A 14513-nucleotide genomic window follows, 5' to 3' on the forward strand; every position below is an offset into this window, starting at 1 on the left:
TTATCCGGCCGCGATGCGCGTGACGGCCTCCACCACATCCTTGTCGAGCTGACGGGCGGGCATGTCGAGCCGGCCTTCCACGCCGCGGAAAAGCGAGAGGCCTTCCATCAGGCTCATGATCAAGACGGCGCGCCGCCGCCGCGCGCCGGGGGCAAGGCCGGGCACGGCTTTTGAGAGCACATATTCGATCTGCTTTTGGTATTGCGCGTAATAGCGCGCCATGACCGCGTTGATCTCTTCGTCCCGCGCGGCGAGCGCCCAGAGCTCCCAGAACATCAGGCAGTACTCCTGCGGCTGCTGCTCATCCAGGATGAAGCGGATCAGGTCTTCCAGGCTGCCCTGTGCCGGGCGGCTTTTGAAAGCGGTGATGGAGCGTTCCAGCGCCCGGTCGAAAAGCGCGCTGAGCAGTTCCCCCGGCCCGCCGAAATAATATTGAACATTGCTGAGCCGCATGGAGAGCGCCTCCGCCACCCGGCGCATGGAAAAGCCGCCATAGCCCTCCTCCACCAGAATCTGCGTTGCGGCGTCGAGAATTTCCTCCGCCCGTTTCTTGCCCTTGGCGCTTTTCATGGTCCCTTCCGTTTCGTGTCCGCGCGTCCCTCCATCTTCTAGGCCAAAAAGGGTCTCTTGACCAATTTCTTGAAAATATGGTCATATGACCTAAATAAAGGTCAGTTGACCGAATCTGGCGGAGGATGCAGTGACACGACAGGCAACCGGCCCCTCGCGGCGGGGCTTTTTGATGCTGGGCGGCGCGGCGGCGGCAAGCGCCGCCGTCATGGGGCTCGCGGGCATTGCCGTGCCGGGGGGCGAGCATTACGGCGCGCTTTTGAACGGGGAGGTGCCGCAGGTTCTCAGCGAAAAGGAACTGGCGGTTTTGAGCGTGGCGGCGGAAACCCTGGTCGGCGTCATTCCGGGCCTGCCCTCCATTTATGAAACGCGCACACCTGCGCGTATCGACCGGGAACTTTCCTTAAGCCGCGGCACGCTACTTTCGGACATGAAAGCCTCGCTGCTTTATCTCGAATATAGCCCGCTCATGAGCATTTCTCTTTCCCGCTTCTCTTCCATGGGCGCGCAAGAGCGCGAGGCGCATCTTCGCGCGCTTTCCCGCTCCGAGGATCCCCTGGAGCGGGCGATCTATAACGGCGTGCGCTTCCTCGTTTTCTTTTTCTATTACACGGACCCGCGCACCTGGGCGCATCTCGGCTATGAGGGTCCGCAAGTGCCTGCGAAATTCTTTCCCGCCGGCAACCGCATTGAAAATCTGGAGGCGCTGTCATGATCCTCGAAGGCCATGAAATAAAGCGCGACCTTCGCGAAGAGGTGGATGTCGTGATCGTCGGCTCGGGCTGCGGCGGCGCGACCGCCGCCAAGCATCTGGCGGAAGGCGGTCTTTCCGTCCTCATTCTGGAGCAGGGCGGCTATTACACTGCCGCGCGCGGCGATTTCGACCAATTGTCGGACAATATGCTCGCCCGCATCGATGGCGGACGCGGCCTTAACACCAGCACCAATGGCGAGCTTGCGCTGATGTATGGCAATTGCGTCGGCGGGGCGAGCGTTCATTATTGGGCCGATAGCTGGCGCCTGCCCGAAGACCGCGCCCGCATCTACGAGGAAAAAGGCGTCAGCGGCCACGAGCATGAGGTGCTCGCGCCGGTCTTCGATGAGATCGAAAAAGACCACAACGTCCACCCCGCCGACCCCATTTACCGCAACCGCATGAACGAGCTTTTCATTGAGGCGGGCGGGCGCCTTGGCTGGCATATCGAAGACGTGCCGCAAGCAAGGCGGGGCTGCGTGGCAAGCGGGCATTGCTATCAGGGCTGTTCTTACGATGCCAAGCAAAGCCAGCTGGTGACATACGTGCCCGCCGCGCTAAAGGCCGGCGCGCGGCTTTATGCCGACTGCGAGGTGACGGCAATTGCCCGCGAGCCCGGCACGGGCCGGGCAAGCGGTGTCTCGGCCCGATTTCTCGACCGCGCCACGGGCCGCCCCGCCGGGCCGAAGCTCGAGGTAAAGGCGCGCGCCGTCGTGCTTGCCGCCGGCGGTTATGCCTCGCCGGTTATTTGGATGCGCTCGGGCTTGCCGAACGGCTCGGGCGAAGTGGGGCGCAATCTCTTCGCCAATCCCAATCCTTATCTTTATGCGCTTTACGATGAGGAGATTTATCTTTGGCATAACATTCCCGCCGCCGTCGGCACCTCGGACTTCCGCCTGCCGCGCTATGAGAACGGGCGCTATGTGGAAGGCGGCTATTTGCTGCATCCGAACCAGATCCAGCCGGAATTTCTGGCCGTCACGCTGCCGGGCTTTGGCGGGGCCCATGCCGAGCTTGTTGCGCAGCTGCCGCGCCTTGGCAGCGCGGTCGCCTGGATCGACGATGAGCATGGTGGCGAAGTAACGCTGCGCGAAGACGGCACGCCCTCTTATCATTACGCGCTGCAGGGCGATGATGTCCTCAAAGCCCGCGACGCGCTGAAAAAACAGGCCCTGCTTCTTTTTGAAAGCGGCGCGCGGGAAATCTTCGTGCCGGACAGTATCGGCACCAGGCTCCAAGGACCGGAGGAGATCGCGCAGCTCGAGACGCTGGAGATTCAAAACGGCGCCATGCTCTTTGCCGCGCCCCATCCGGCCGGCACGTTGCGCATGGGCGATGACCCGTCCCGCGCCGTTGTGGCAAGCACCCATGAAGCGCACGAAGTGCCGGGGCTTTATGTCGCCGATCCGAGCGTCTTTCCCCTGCCGCCCAGCGTCGATCCGTCGCTGACCATCATGGCGTTTTCCGTCATCGCCGCCCGCAACATTCTCTCCCGTCTTGCCTAGGAGGCTCGCGATGAAAAACTGGCCCTTCTTTCTCTGGTGCGCCTTCTTTCTGATCCTGGCGCTCAATTTTGCGAGCACGGTGCTGGCGATCCTGGGCGGGGATTTCGATGGCACGGGCTTGCCGCAGGAAATGACGGTCATGGAAGCGGTGACCAACGGTTTTGCCGCGCTCGGTTGGGCGACGGTGCTGATCAGCGCGTTTTTCAAACGCTATCTTACCGCGGCGCGGCTCGCCGTTTTTCTCGCCGGGTTTTTCTTCTTCGATGTGATCACGACATTCGTGCTGCCCATGCCGCTGCCGCCCTATTTTCTGATATGGGGCAGCGTCGTCGCGGGCCTCATGCTGCTGGGCGCGCGTCATTTGCAAAAGGAGGCGCGCCATGCGTGAGGGAGAAGAAAAACATTACGGCCTTGCCGCGCTCTTTGCCGGGATCGGCCTTATCTTCTGGGCCAATGTGCCCGCGCTTTTTGCCGGTCACTTTGCCGCCACCGGCCTGCCGCCCGCCACCATCCCGCTCCACGCCTTTGCCAACGGGCTGGAAGGCACGGGCTGGTTCGCCGCCGCCTTCCTCACCCTCAAAGGGCGCTATGAGGCGGCCAGCTGGCTCGGCTATTTCTGCGCCGGGCTCTGGGCCTGGGACATGGTGACGACCGCCTATCTCCCCGCCATGCCCGTCCCGCCCCACCAATGGCTCTGGGGCCCCATAAGCGTGCTCCTCATGTGCCTCGCACTGCGGCGATTGCATCTCTTGTCTACCCGACACGCACATGGATGAAAGTCGAAGCGTTCCCTTAAATGGTTGGAATAGCGCCGGTTTTTCGATATGATGGACATCATAAAGAGGAGCCGGCCATGCCCTATACAGCCGAACATAAAGCCCAGACCCGTCAGCGGATTATCGAAAGCGCGGCGCATCAGCTTTGCCAAAAAGGTATAGGCGGGGTCAGCGTTGCCGAGCTGATGAAAGAAGCCGGGCTCACCCATGGCGGGTTTTATGCGCATTTCGGCTCCAAGGCCGCGCTCGTGGCGGAGGCGGCGGCCTATGCGCTGGGCGCTACGACGCAGATGCTGGATGAGGCCGCCGAAGGCGCCCCGCCGAGCCGCCGCTTAAAGGCGCTGGTCGATACCTATGTGAGCCGCCACCATGTCGCCCACCCGGGCGAAGGCTGCGCCATTGCCGCCCTCGGCCCCGAGCTTTCCCGCGAAACGCCGAAGACGCGCAAGGCGTTTGGCCGCGTGCTGGGTAGAATGATTTCCATGGTTGCCTCCCATACCGGCGCGCGCAGCGAAAAGGCGGCGCGGGAACAGGCCATCGCCACGATCGCGACCATGGTCGGCACCATTGTCATGGCGCGGGCGGTGGACGACAAAGACTTTGCCAATGAAATTCTGAAAACGGGCCGGGAGGCGGCGCTGCGCCACTAGGCGCTGCGTCACGAGGCATTGCGCGGCCTCCCGTATTTGCCTGGCCGTTAAATGGCCGGGGCGACTTTGCCCGCGAGCGTGCCGAAGGAAAGACGCGCGCCGTCCGCGCCTTTGGCCGTAGCGCCAATGATCACCTCATCGCCGTCCTGAAGCCAGCCGCGCGCCGTCCCGTCGGGCAGGGCGATTACGTCTTTCCCGCCCTTTGTGGCTTCCAGAAGACAGCCGCAGCCATCTTCATTCGGCCCCGAGACGGTGCCCGAACCGTAAAGATCCCCGGGCCGTGTGGAAGCGCCGTTCGCGGTCAAATGGGCAAGCTGCTGCGCGCCGTCCCAATACATCTCTGCAAAATCCATCCGCGCGATGGTCTGCGCGCCCACCCCGCTTTCCCGCATGGCAGCGGAGCGCAGCGCCACTTCCATATCGAGCTCGTAGGAGAAGGCGCCGTCATGGCGCAGATAATCCAGTGCTTCTTCTTGCGAACGGTTGCGCCGGCGGGAAAGATCGAGCGCTGCCAGCGGCACGACCCAGGCGCCCACCTGCGTGGCGAAAGACTTGGCAAGGAAGGGGCCGAGCGGCGTGCTTTCCCAGCCCTGAAAATCCCGCGCGCTCCAATCGTTCAGCAGCACGAGGCCGAAGACGTGGGTGGCAAAGTCGCTGGCGGCGATGCGCGTACCCTGGTGCGTGTTTCCGCACATAACGAAACCGATTTCCGCTTCGAAATCGAGCGCGCGGGAGGGGGCAAAGCGCGGCGCGCCTTTGGCAAATGATTGCCCATGGGGGCGGATGATCTCCTGCCCGCTCGCGCAGATCGTGCCGGTGCGGCTGTGATAGCCGACGGGCATCTGCGTCCAGTTGGGATGCAGCTCCGCGTCCGGGCGGATCGCTTTCATCGAGCGGGCGGCATGATGATAAGAGGAATAAAAGTCGACAAAGTCGCCGGGCGCGAGCGGGCAAAGCAGATCAAGACCTTCCCGCTCGAGGAGCGCCGCTTCGACAGGTGCGCGCGCCTCTTCATTTTCGCGCGAAAGCAGAAATTGCAGCCGCGCCCGCAAAGCCGCGTGGTCTTTGGGGCCGTAACGCAAAAGCCCGTTGAGCGAGCTGTCTTCCCATATCGCGGAGTCGAACTTTAAATCGTCCAAGAGCCCGGTGCCCGCAAGCGCATGAAGATCGAGCGCCTGGGGGCCGATGGCCACCACGAGATGCGTGCCGCCGCTTTTCGCCGCGGCGACACCGTATGGCAAATTGGCAAGGGAAAAGCCGGAGCCATCCGCGCCGGGCACGAAGGACCCGGCGCGAAGGCATGTTTCCGGCGCTGCGCTGCCTCGAGGCCCCGCCATCAGGAACCGGCCTTGGCTTGAGCGGGGGCTTTGCCGTCCCCGGCTTTCGGCGCAGCGGCTTTTTCCGCTTCCGCCTTAGGAGCGGGTTTCTTCGCCGCGCCGGGGAGCGGCGGGGCATCGACCAGAGCGCCTGCCTTGTAAAAGGCTTCGATCTCCGTGTCCTTGTAGCCGAGCGAGGCGAAGATCGAGCGGTTATGCTCGCCTTGCAGCGCAGGGGCGCCCGTCTCCGGCAGCTCTTCATCGGAGAAGTGCCAGGGATGGCCCGGAATGCGGTAGGTGCCGCCATGCCGGTCGGGCACTTCGCGCACCGCGCCCCAATACTCCGCCCATTCACTGTCCGCCAGCTCGCGCATGCTGCGCACCTCGCCCATGGCGATCTTGGCTTCGTCGAGCTGCGCGTCGAGGCTTTCCATATCCGGGAAGGTGAGGATCCAGGTCTGGATAATCTCATGCAGCGCGGCGTAGTTCTGCTGGCGGGCTTCGGCCGTGGCAAAGCGCGGGTCCTTGGCAAGGTCCGGGCGGCGCATGGCCGAGAGGTAGAAGCGGAACGTCAAGGAGCCGATCATGCTGGTGGCGACGGTGAAGGTTTCCCCGTTCGGCCCTTCGAAGAAGGGACAGTCCGTTGCGCCCAGCACCGCAGGTTCGGGCCCGAGGTCGATATCCGTCAGGTCCACATGCGCCCGCTCGTTGATGGCGAGCAAGGTGGCGGCCATGGCGACATCGATATATTGCCCGCGTCCCGTTTCTTTGCGCTTGTGAAGCGCGGCGAGAATGGCAACCGTCGCTTGCAGGCCGGAATAAACGTCGGCATGGGAAAGGCTGTCCGTCTTCAGCCCGCTCAGCGCCTCGCCGTAATGGGCAAGGCTGTTGGCGGTAAAGCCGGCCTCCGCCTGCACGGTCGGGGCATAGGCCATGCGCCCGCGCCAGGGCCCGTGCTGGCCGTAGCCCGTGATGGAGGCGTAGATGATGCGCGGGTTGCGCGCGGCGACGGTCTCATAATCGAGCCCGAAAAAGCCAAGCGTACCGGCGCGGAAATTTTCCACGATGATATCGGCATCGTCGCAAAGCCGCAGCGCGAGCTGGCGGCCTTCATCGACGTTCAGGTCGATGCTGACATTGCGTTTGCCCGCATTCTGCTGGGCGTAATAGCCGGACATATCGCCATGGGTCGGCATGGCAAAGCGCGTCACATCCGGGCGGGGCGGTTCGACCTTGATTACTTCCGCGCCGAGGTCCATCAGGGTGCGCGCGCAAAACGGCCCTGCCAGAACGCGGGAGAAATCGACGACTTTCAATCCTGCAAGCGGTCCACTCATTGATCAACGCCCCTCGAAACGTGCGGCGCCCGGCCCGTTTTTACGGAATGCCTTGAGCCCGATTTTCAGATCTTCCGATTTCCAGATCGGTTTCTGGATGTCCGTCATCGCCTCGTCCGCGGCCCGCACGCCTTCATTGGCGGCGATATAGGCAAGCTTCTTCGTGGCGGCATGGGCAACCGTCGGCCCATGGGCGAATTCTTCGGCGATGGTCCAGGTCACCGATTCCAGCTTGTCGTCCGGCACGGAAAGGTTGATGAGGCCCCAGCGCTCCAGCGTTGCGGCATCGTAGCGCCGGCCCAGCATCGACATTTCCTTGGCGCGGGCAACGCCGATGCGCTGCACCTGGCGCTGAATGGCGCCCATCAAGGGGTGAAGGCCGAGCGTCACTTCCACCGAGCCGATCTTGGTTGAGGAAGCGGCGATGATGTAATCGCAGGCAAGCGCCAGCTCCAGCCCGCCGCCGAGGCAGACCCCGTGCAGGCTGGCGATGATCGGGATGGGCAGCGTTTCAAGGCGCTGCAAAAAGTCGATCGTATAAGTATTGGCACGGTTGGCCTGCTTGGCATCTTTGTCGCCATCGGCAGGGGGTGTGCCCACGCGGGTTTCGAAATATTCCAGATCTGCGCCGGCGGAGAAATGCCGCAGCCCGCTGCGCAGGATGATGGCGCGCGCACCGGCTTCTTCCGCCACTTTCAGCTCGTCCAGCAGCGCATCCATCAGCTTCGTGCCGATCAGATTGTAAGGCCGGTAGAGCATGGTCAAAATCGTGATCGACCCGCGCACTTCCCGCGCGATAAGGGGTTCGGAACTCATAAGCGTTTCTCCGTTTATTATGGGCTTCAAGCGGCAAGCAGCTCTTGAAGCGTTCTGGATAGAAGGATGCCGAGGCGCGTGCGCCGGTAGTCGGCTGAGGCATAGTGATCACCCCGGAAGGTGAGCCCCTGAAGCGCCTCCTCGATGGCGGCGCGAAGGCGTTCCGCGTCATAAGGTCCGGCGGTGAGAGCGGTTTCGAGTGCGGGCAGGCGCTGCGGATGGGACGGCGCGCCGCTCACCGCGATGCGCGCTTTCCGGCAGGTGCCGCCTCCACCGGGTTCCAGGTTGATCGCGGCGCTGGCAATGCTCCAGCCCACGGCATTGTGTTTCACCTTGCGGTAAGTGCTGCGGCTGTCTTCTTTTTGATAAGGCAGATGTACAGCCGTCACGATCTCGCCTTGCAGGCTGCCTGCCGGTTTGATGCCGGTCACGAAGTCGGCTGCGGGCATACGCCGGGTGCCGTCCTTACCGTAAATCTCCACCTCTGCCTCAAGGGCAAGGGCTGCCGCTACCCAGTCGCCGCCGGGCTCGGCCTCGCAAAGCGCCCCGGCCAGCGTGCCGAGACGGCGGATCATCGGATCTCCCGCCGCTGCGCCCGTCTCGCACAATAGAGGCAAGCGCTTTTGCACGGTCGCATCGCGCAGGAGCTCGGCCTGGCGCACCATGGCGCCGATGCGCACCCCGTCCGGCCCGTGCTCGATGGCCGACAGCTCGGTAATGGCGTTGAGGTCGATCACAGCGCGCGGGCTCGCCCGGCGCTGTTTGAGTTCCGTGATGAGGCTCTGCCCGCCGGCCAGAAGCGCCGCGCCGCCTTCTTGGGACAGAAGGGACGCTGCTTCTTCAAGGGTTGCCGGGCGGGCGTAATCGAAAGCTGCCGGGATCATGCCTCTGTCTCCTTATTGGCCGCGTTGCGGATGGACGTCAAAACCCGTTCGGGCGTTAGCGGCATGTCGAGCGCGCGCACGCCAAGCCCCCAAAGCGCATCGATGGCGGCATTGACGATGGCAGGCGGCGCGCCGATGGCGCCGGCCTCGCCAAGGCCTTTGGCGCCCAGCGGATTGGTCGGGGTGGGAGTGACGGTATGGTCCGTTTCGAAACGCGGCAGCATGTCGAAGCGGGGAATGGATGGTTCGAGCGCCGGGCGGCCTTGCGCATCGAAGCCCGCATCCTCGTAAAGCGCCTGGCCGATGCCTTGCGCAAGCCCGCCATGCACCTGGCCGCGGGCAAGCAGCGGGTTGATGATGACGCCGCAATCATCGACCGCGATATAGCGCTTCAGTTCCACCTCGCCCGTTTCAGGATCGACTTCCACAAGCGCGATATGCGCGCCGTAAGGCGAGGACATGGATTGCGGGTGGAAGAATTCGGTTTCTTCAAGCCCGATGCCAAGCTCATAAGGAATGTCGTGGCCGGTCCAGGCCGCATGGGCGACCCGTTCGATCGTCACCGTGCCATTGCCCTCTGCGGCTTTGAAAATACCGTCCTCGACCAACACGTTGTCGGGTTCGCATTGCAGAAGGTGAGCTGCAATGCGCCGCATCTTTGCGGCAACGCGGCCTGCGGCGACTTTGACCGCGCTCCCGCCCACGGGCACGGAGCGGGAATTGAACGTGCCGATACCGAAGGGGATCATGTCCGTGTCCCCCTGCAGCACTTCGATCTGTTCCGGCGCAATGCCAAGCTCGTCCGCCGCGATCTGGGCGAAGGTCGTCACATGACCCTGGCCGTGGCTGTGCGAGCCGGAAAGAACGGTGGCCCGCCCGTCCGGGTGCACGCGCACGACGGCGCTTTCATAGCCGCCGCGATCGAAGCCCACGAACTGCAGAATGAAGCCATTCCCCATGCCGCAGGTTTCGGTGTAGTTGGAAAAGCCGATGCCGAGATAGCGGCCCTTTTCGCGCGCCTCTTCCTGCTCTTTGCGCAGGCCCTCATAGCCCGCGTTCTTCAGCGCAAGATCGAGCGTCATCGCATATTCGCCGGTGTCGAGCGTCGTGCCCGTCGGCTGCGCATAAGGCATCTGGTCGGGCTGAACGAAATTGCGTTTGCGCGTTTCGGCTGGGTCAAGCCCCAACTCCAGCGCCACGCGGTCCATCACCCGCTCGATCATGTAAGCCGCTTCCGGGCGGCCCGCGCCGCGGTACGCATCGACCGGCGTCGTGTTGGTATAAGCGCAGGTGATCGTCACGTCGGAATGGGGAATGGCGTAAACCCCGAGCGCGAAGAGGGCCACATTGATTGTCGGCACGCCTGTGCCCATGGAAGAAAGATAGGCACCGACATTGGCCTTGGAGTCGAGTTTGAGGCCCAGCACCTTGCCGTCCTTCTGCACGGCAACGCGCACCTCCATCTCATGGTCGCGCCCATGGGTGGTTGCCGCCACGTTTTCGCTGCGCCGTTCGGTCCATTTCACGGGCCGCTTCAGCAGGCAGGAAAGCCGCGCCAGCGTCAGCTCTTCGGGATAGAAGTGCATTTTGGGACCGAAACCGCCGCCGACATCCGGCGAGATGACACGCAGCTTGTGTTCGGGAAAGCCGAGCGCCCCGGCCAGCATCCGCCGCAGCATATGCGGGATCTGATGGGCGGTATAAAAAGTCAGCCGCTCCGTTGCCGGGTCGAAATCCGCATTCACCGCCCGCCCTTCGATGGGAAAGGGAACGAGGCGCTGATTGCGCAGGTTGAAAGCGATTTCCCGGTCGGCTTTTTCAAGCGCTTCGTCATACCCGCCATTGCCGGTCTTGAACGTGGTGGCGAGGTTGTCCGGCAGATCGCCATGCACTTTATGGGCGCCTTCTTGCAAGGCGTCGGAGGCGCTGAAGACAGTAGGGAGCGGGTCGTAGGCGACATCGACAAGGACGCCCGCATCGGCCGCCGCTTCCGGGCTTTCAGCCAGCACCACGGCAACACATTCGCCGACATGGCGCACAATCTCCCGGGCGAGCGCCGGGCGGCCTTTGACCTGTGAACCGGGTAACACCCAGTTGGGCGGCACATCGCGCGTGCCTTGCAGATCGTTGGCGCAGTAAACCCCTTTGACGCCGGAAACGGCAAGGGCGGCTTCTGTATTCACTTTCAAAATGCGCGCATGGGCATGGGGCGAGCGGACGAAATGCGCATAAAGCTGGCGGGGCAGCGTGATGTCGCCGACATAGCGCCCGCGTCCGGTCAAAAAGCGCGTGTCTTCCATCCGGCGCATGGCTTTGCCGGTATGTTTACCCGTCTCGGCGTGCTGTTGGGTATTCAGATCGGGAGCATTCATTCCGCAGCTCCTTTCACGGCGCTAGCGCCGCTGCCAAGGGTTTCGGCGGCGCTCAAAACCGCATCGACAATGTGCTGATAGCCCGTGCAGCGGCACAGATTGCCGCGCAGCGCCTGGCGAACGTCGTTTTCATCGGGATTAGGATTGGTTTTAAGCAGGTCCATGGCGGCGCAGAGCATGCCGGGCGTGCAATAGCCGCATTGCAGCGCGTGATGCTCGTGAAACGCCTGCTGCAGGGGGTGAAGCGTGCCGTCTTCTGCGGCAAGGCCGGCGGCAGTGGTGATCTCTGCGCCATCTGCTTGAGCTGCCAGCATCATGCAGGATTTCACCGCCTCGCCGTTTACCAGCACCGTGCAGGCACCGCAGCGCCCGCTTTCACAGCCGATATGCGGGCCCGTGACACCCAGTTTCTCTCGCAATACCTGGATGAGCAGGCCGCGCGGCTCGACCGTGGCGCGCTCTTTCGCGCCGTCCACCGTCAGCATGATATCGAGTTCGCTTTTCAAGATGGCATCCCCTGACTGTTACGTGTTGACCGTTAAGTGTTGCTGCCGCGGATTGCCCCGCGTGGGGCGGCGGCAATTCTAAATATGATAATCATAATATATAAACTGGGGATGGAAGCCCTCCCTGTCAACTCGCATTTGCGTAAGGAAGATTTGATGGTTGGAAACGGCCGGGAGAGCTGACGGGAGAGCAGGCAGGGTAAACTGGAGATTTACCTTTTCCGTCTCCCGGTTCGGGAAGCGGATGAACCAAAGCAAGGCGGAAGGAACGGATACAGATGGCAGTCGTTTAAAAGACAGTGGTGCGCATTGTACGTTTCAATCACTGACCTGCAGCTGAGTTTTCTATGGAACGCATTGCAAATTTTCTTTCCGATCCTTTTACGCTGATTGCCTGGGCGGCGCTCATGCTGCCCTGTCTGATCTGGGTGATTTACGATTTGCGCACGCGCAATGCCCATCTCATGCCGCTGATGAAAGTGGTTTGGGCACTGACGATTGTCTATTCCGGGCCGCTCGGCCTTGCGGTTTATTATCTAACGGGACGTAAGGAAATTGCCCGTGACACGCTGTGGCGCCGCTCTTTCCGCTCCGTCGCCCATTGTTATTCAGGCTGCGGCATGGGCGAGATAGCCGGTATTACGATTGCGGCGGGCGTGCTCGCACTGTCCAATTACTGGGTTGCGGGGATTACTTTCTGCCTGGCTTACATGGCTGGCTATGCGTTAACGGTCGGGCCCCTTATGCAGGAGGGCGTCTCTTTCAAGACCGCGCTTTGGGACGCTTTTCTTGCCGAAACGCCGAGCATTGCGGTGATGGAAATCGTGGCCATCGGCGCCGATCTCTATTTGGCCGGCTCGGCCACCATGGCGGAGCCGCTTTTCTGGTCCTCGCTCATTACGTCTTTGACGCTCGGGCTGCTCGCCGCTTATCCGGTCAATGTGCTGCTCATTCATTACGGGGTGAAAGAAGGCATGATGGACCCGCGCAATACGGAGCATGATCACGGCTAGAAACCGCCTTTTTCGGGTTTCCTTTTCGGGGCCTCAGAGGGCGCGCCAATTTGCGCCATTGGCTCTCCTGTGTGGCGGCTCTATATAAAGATATCAGATACATCTTTGGGCCAAAGCCATGCACCTCACCCGCCACACCGATTATGCGCTGCGTCTTCTCATGCTGCTTGCCGTGGAGCCGGAGGCGCTTCACACGATCGAGGAAGTGTCCCGCCGCTATGAGATTTCACGCAACCACATGATGAAGGTGGCGCAGACCCTGGCGCAGAACGGTTTCGTGGAAAGCTTGCGCGGGCGGGGCGGCGGCTTGCGGCTGGGGCAGGCGCCGGAGGAGATTTCTCTCGGCGCGGTGGTGCGGGCCTGCGAGGACAATTTTGCGCTGGTGGAATGTTTCGATCCGGCCAGGAACACCTGCCGTATCGCCCCCGCTTGCGGTCTTAAAGGCCCGCTCGAGGAGGCTTTGGGCGCCTTCCTGGCGGTGCTCGATGAGTACACGCTGGCCGACCTCGTCAAGAAACCGGGAAGTTTCGGGCGTATCCGGCGGCTTATCCCCGCCTGAAGTGGCATCTTCTCAGTTGCCGATTTCGCTGAGGAATTTTTCGACATTCGCCGACAGCGTTTCCGCCTCGCTGGCAAGCGCGCTGCATTCGCCTGACATCTCGCCCGCCGCTTCCGCAGAACGCTCCACACTTTCATTGATGCTGTGAAGATTGCCTGTCACCTGCGTTACAGAAAGCGCCGTCTGCTGCATGGTTGCGGCGATCTCATTCGTCGTGGAGGTCTGTTCTTCCAGTGCCGCATCGATGGTTTGAGAGGCCGCCGAGATTTCTTCGATGGAGCGCGTCGTCTCGCCCATGGCGGCCAGCATTTCCCGTGTCGCACCGTTCATTTCCCGCACGATGAGTGAAATCGCCTCGACCGAGGCTTCCGTCTGACCGGAAAGCTCCTTGACCTCATTGGCAACGACGCTGAAACCCTGCCCGTGAACACCGGCCCGCGCCGCCTCGATCCGGGCATTCATGGAAAGAAGTTTTACTTTGCCGGAAATGGCGGTGATTTCCTCAAGCGCCCCTTCCACCTTTGCCGTGGCACTGTTCAAGGTCTGCGCCCTGTTCGAGGCTTCGAGCACCTTGTCCGCACAGTGCAGGATCAGCGAGGTGCTGCGCTGCACCTGACCGGCAATCTCGTTGATGCTGGCGGACATTTCCTCGACGGCGCTTGCCACGGTCTGCACGCTTTGCGCGGTTTCCTCCGAGCCTGCAGCTGCCTCACGGGCATTTTCCTGCGACGTGCCGAGGCTGTTGCAGAGCATACGGGCGTTTTCCTCAAGCGCCTTGATATAATGCTCCGTCTTTTCGACGGCGCCTTTCACGCTTCCCTCGAAGGAGCGGGCAATCTCCCCCAGCCGGTCCTGATGCGCCATCCGGGTCAGGATCGTGCTTAGCTGATTGCCGACAAACCGCATGATCTCGAGCGTGGTGCTGTCCAGCGTTGCAGGATCGCGGCTGAAAAATTCCAGAACGATGCGCGGGCGGTTCTGGAAAAGAACGGGAAAAGCGAAACATCCTTTCACGCCGTTCTGGCGCGCCGGCGCGGCGCGCATGAAACTGTCAAGAACCGTGACGTCTTCGATGGTGACGGCTTCTTTCGTCGCCATCACCTTTCCGATCAGTCCCTTGCCGGGCTGAAACACCGTCCCCTCGGAAATCGACACGAACTCGGCGATGCGGGTTTTGTCGATGCTGCGGTCGAGCGACCAGAGCTGCGAGGAACGGGCTTCCGCCTCGCCGCCAAGAGTGGTGACATGATAGGCATGGCCGATGGGCCAGCCGGTATAAAGGCACACTTCTTTCAGCGTGAGGGAAATAGCCTCGTCGATGTCTTCGGCGCTTTGGGCGATATGAGAGACGGTATTAAGCAGCGCAAAAAGCGAGGTGATGTTTTCCCCGCTTTCCTTCGCCGGCGCGCGGCGTGCGGAGATGCCGGCAGCTTCTGCATTGCCTCGTGCCCACAT

15 protein-coding genes are annotated in these 14513 nt (G+C 62.2%); 7 read left to right on the forward strand and 8 right to left on the reverse strand.

From position 1 onward, the window contains the following. Complete coding sequence (locus ACOQOT_RS01290) at nt 1-570, reverse strand: TetR/AcrR family transcriptional regulator (RefSeq protein ID WP_420560585.1); 570 nt, start codon at nt 568-570, stop codon at nt 1-3. Between the two features lie 130 nt (nt 571-700). On the opposite strand from ACOQOT_RS01290, the gene ACOQOT_RS01295 reads away from it, so the two are divergent. The 5 genes from ACOQOT_RS01295 to ACOQOT_RS01315 all read left to right on the forward strand — a co-directional run bounded on the left by ACOQOT_RS01295 (nt 701) and on the right by ACOQOT_RS01315 (nt 4255). Then, entirely contained in the window at nt 701-1285 is a 585-nt protein-coding gene (locus tag ACOQOT_RS01295) for a hypothetical protein (protein WP_420560586.1), read from the forward strand. Beyond that, on the forward strand, nt 1282-2829 hold the full coding sequence (locus tag ACOQOT_RS01300) for a GMC family oxidoreductase N-terminal domain-containing protein (RefSeq protein ID WP_420560587.1): 1548 nt from the start codon (nt 1282-1284) through the stop codon (nt 2827-2829). Before ACOQOT_RS01295 ends, ACOQOT_RS01300 begins: the two co-directional genes overlap by 4 nt. Nucleotides 2830-2839: 10 nt before the next feature. After that, nucleotides 2840-3217, forward strand: a complete 378-nt coding sequence (locus ACOQOT_RS01305; protein WP_420560588.1) for a hypothetical protein — start codon at nt 2840-2842, stop codon at nt 3215-3217. Then, nucleotides 3210-3605, forward strand: coding sequence for a hypothetical protein (locus ACOQOT_RS01310; RefSeq protein WP_420560589.1), 396 nt, complete (start codon nt 3210-3212; stop codon nt 3603-3605). Before ACOQOT_RS01305 ends, ACOQOT_RS01310 begins: the two co-directional genes overlap by 8 nt. A 77-nt stretch (nt 3606-3682) precedes the next feature. After that, nucleotides 3683-4255, forward strand: coding sequence for a TetR/AcrR family transcriptional regulator (locus ACOQOT_RS01315; RefSeq protein WP_420560590.1), 573 nt, complete (start codon nt 3683-3685; stop codon nt 4253-4255). Between the two features lie 47 nt (nt 4256-4302). On the opposite strand, the gene ACOQOT_RS01320 is transcribed toward ACOQOT_RS01315, so the two are convergent. The 6 genes from ACOQOT_RS01320 to ACOQOT_RS01345 are packed head-to-tail and all read right to left on the reverse strand — an operon-like array spanning nt 4303 to nt 11486. Next, on the reverse strand, nt 4303-5592 hold the full coding sequence (locus ACOQOT_RS01320; RefSeq protein ID WP_420560591.1) for a fumarylacetoacetate hydrolase family protein: 1290 nt from the start codon (nt 5590-5592) through the stop codon (nt 4303-4305). Beyond that, nucleotides 5592-6908, reverse strand: coding sequence for a CaiB/BaiF CoA transferase family protein (locus tag ACOQOT_RS01325; RefSeq protein ID WP_420560592.1), 1317 nt, complete (start codon nt 6906-6908; stop codon nt 5592-5594). The genes ACOQOT_RS01320 and ACOQOT_RS01325 overlap by 1 nt, the downstream gene beginning before the upstream one ends. Nucleotides 6909-6911: 3 nt before the next feature. Then, nucleotides 6912-7724 carry an enoyl-CoA hydratase/isomerase family protein gene (locus tag ACOQOT_RS01330; RefSeq protein WP_420560593.1) on the reverse strand — a complete coding sequence of 271 codons (813 nt, stop codon included), beginning with the start codon at nt 7722-7724 and terminating at the stop codon, nt 6912-6914. Between the two features lie 26 nt (nt 7725-7750). Then, nucleotides 7751-8608, reverse strand: coding sequence for an FAD binding domain-containing protein (locus tag ACOQOT_RS01335; protein WP_420560594.1), 858 nt, complete (start codon nt 8606-8608; stop codon nt 7751-7753). Further along, the gene (locus ACOQOT_RS01340) at nt 8605-10980 is read right to left on the reverse strand and encodes a xanthine dehydrogenase family protein molybdopterin-binding subunit (RefSeq protein WP_420560595.1); all 2376 of its coding nucleotides are present in this window, start codon (nt 10978-10980) and stop codon (nt 8605-8607) included. The genes ACOQOT_RS01335 and ACOQOT_RS01340 overlap by 4 nt, the downstream gene beginning before the upstream one ends. Then, nucleotides 10977-11486 (reverse strand): (2Fe-2S)-binding protein, encoded by a 510-nt coding sequence (locus tag ACOQOT_RS01345; RefSeq protein ID WP_420560596.1) that lies wholly within the window; start codon nt 11484-11486, stop codon nt 10977-10979. The genes ACOQOT_RS01340 and ACOQOT_RS01345 overlap by 4 nt, the downstream gene beginning before the upstream one ends. 347 nt (nt 11487-11833) lie before the next feature. Between ACOQOT_RS01345 and ACOQOT_RS01350 the strand changes: the two genes are divergently transcribed. After that, the gene (locus tag ACOQOT_RS01350; RefSeq protein ID WP_420560597.1) at nt 11834-12499 is read left to right on the forward strand and encodes a DUF4396 domain-containing protein; all 666 of its coding nucleotides are present in this window, start codon (nt 11834-11836) and stop codon (nt 12497-12499) included. A 118-nt stretch (nt 12500-12617) separates the two neighbouring features. Continuing rightward, nucleotides 12618-13058, forward strand: a complete 441-nt coding sequence (locus ACOQOT_RS01355) for an Rrf2 family transcriptional regulator (RefSeq protein WP_420560598.1) — start codon at nt 12618-12620, stop codon at nt 13056-13058. Between the two features lie 12 nt (nt 13059-13070). Here the strand turns inward: ACOQOT_RS01355 and ACOQOT_RS01360 are convergent, their stop codons facing one another. Further along, nucleotides 13071-14513, reverse strand: coding sequence for a methyl-accepting chemotaxis protein (locus tag ACOQOT_RS01360; protein WP_420560599.1), 1443 nt, complete (start codon nt 14511-14513; stop codon nt 13071-13073).

It is taken from the genome of Tepidicaulis sp. (assembly GCF_965222285.1).
In the GTDB taxonomy this organism is placed as follows: domain Bacteria; phylum Pseudomonadota; class Alphaproteobacteria; order Parvibaculales; family Parvibaculaceae; genus Tepidicaulis.

Excerpts from the sequence above, each read along its gene's own strand:
- ACOQOT_RS01300 (WP_420560587.1), top strand. The coding sequence starts at position 1,282 with ATGATCCTCGAAGGCCATGAAATAAAGCGCGACCTTCGCGAAGAGGTG.
- ACOQOT_RS01325 (WP_420560592.1), bottom strand. The coding sequence starts at position 6,908 with ATGAGTGGACCGCTTGCAGGATTGAAAGTCGTCGATTTCTCCCGCGTT.
- ACOQOT_RS01360 (WP_420560599.1), bottom strand. The coding sequence starts at position 14,513 with ATGTGGGCACGAGGCAATGCAGAAGCTGCCGGCATCTCCGCACGCCGC.
- ACOQOT_RS01340 (WP_420560595.1), bottom strand. The coding sequence starts at position 10,980 with ATGAATGCTCCCGATCTGAATACCCAACAGCACGCCGAGACGGGTAAA.
- ACOQOT_RS01310 (WP_420560589.1), top strand. The coding sequence starts at position 3,210 with ATGCGTGAGGGAGAAGAAAAACATTACGGCCTTGCCGCGCTCTTTGCC.
- ACOQOT_RS01315 (WP_420560590.1), top strand. The coding sequence starts at position 3,683 with ATGCCCTATACAGCCGAACATAAAGCCCAGACCCGTCAGCGGATTATC.
- ACOQOT_RS01350 (WP_420560597.1), top strand. The coding sequence starts at position 11,834 with ATGGAACGCATTGCAAATTTTCTTTCCGATCCTTTTACGCTGATTGCC.
- ACOQOT_RS01290 (WP_420560585.1), bottom strand. The coding sequence starts at position 570 with ATGAAAAGCGCCAAGGGCAAGAAACGGGCGGAGGAAATTCTCGACGCC.
- ACOQOT_RS01355 (WP_420560598.1), top strand. The coding sequence starts at position 12,618 with ATGCACCTCACCCGCCACACCGATTATGCGCTGCGTCTTCTCATGCTG.
- ACOQOT_RS01320 (WP_420560591.1), bottom strand. The coding sequence starts at position 5,592 with ATGGCGGGGCCTCGAGGCAGCGCAGCGCCGGAAACATGCCTTCGCGCC.
- ACOQOT_RS01330 (WP_420560593.1), bottom strand. The coding sequence starts at position 7,724 with ATGAGTTCCGAACCCCTTATCGCGCGGGAAGTGCGCGGGTCGATCACG.
- ACOQOT_RS01305 (WP_420560588.1), top strand. The coding sequence starts at position 2,840 with ATGAAAAACTGGCCCTTCTTTCTCTGGTGCGCCTTCTTTCTGATCCTG.
- ACOQOT_RS01335 (WP_420560594.1), bottom strand. The coding sequence starts at position 8,608 with ATGATCCCGGCAGCTTTCGATTACGCCCGCCCGGCAACCCTTGAAGAA.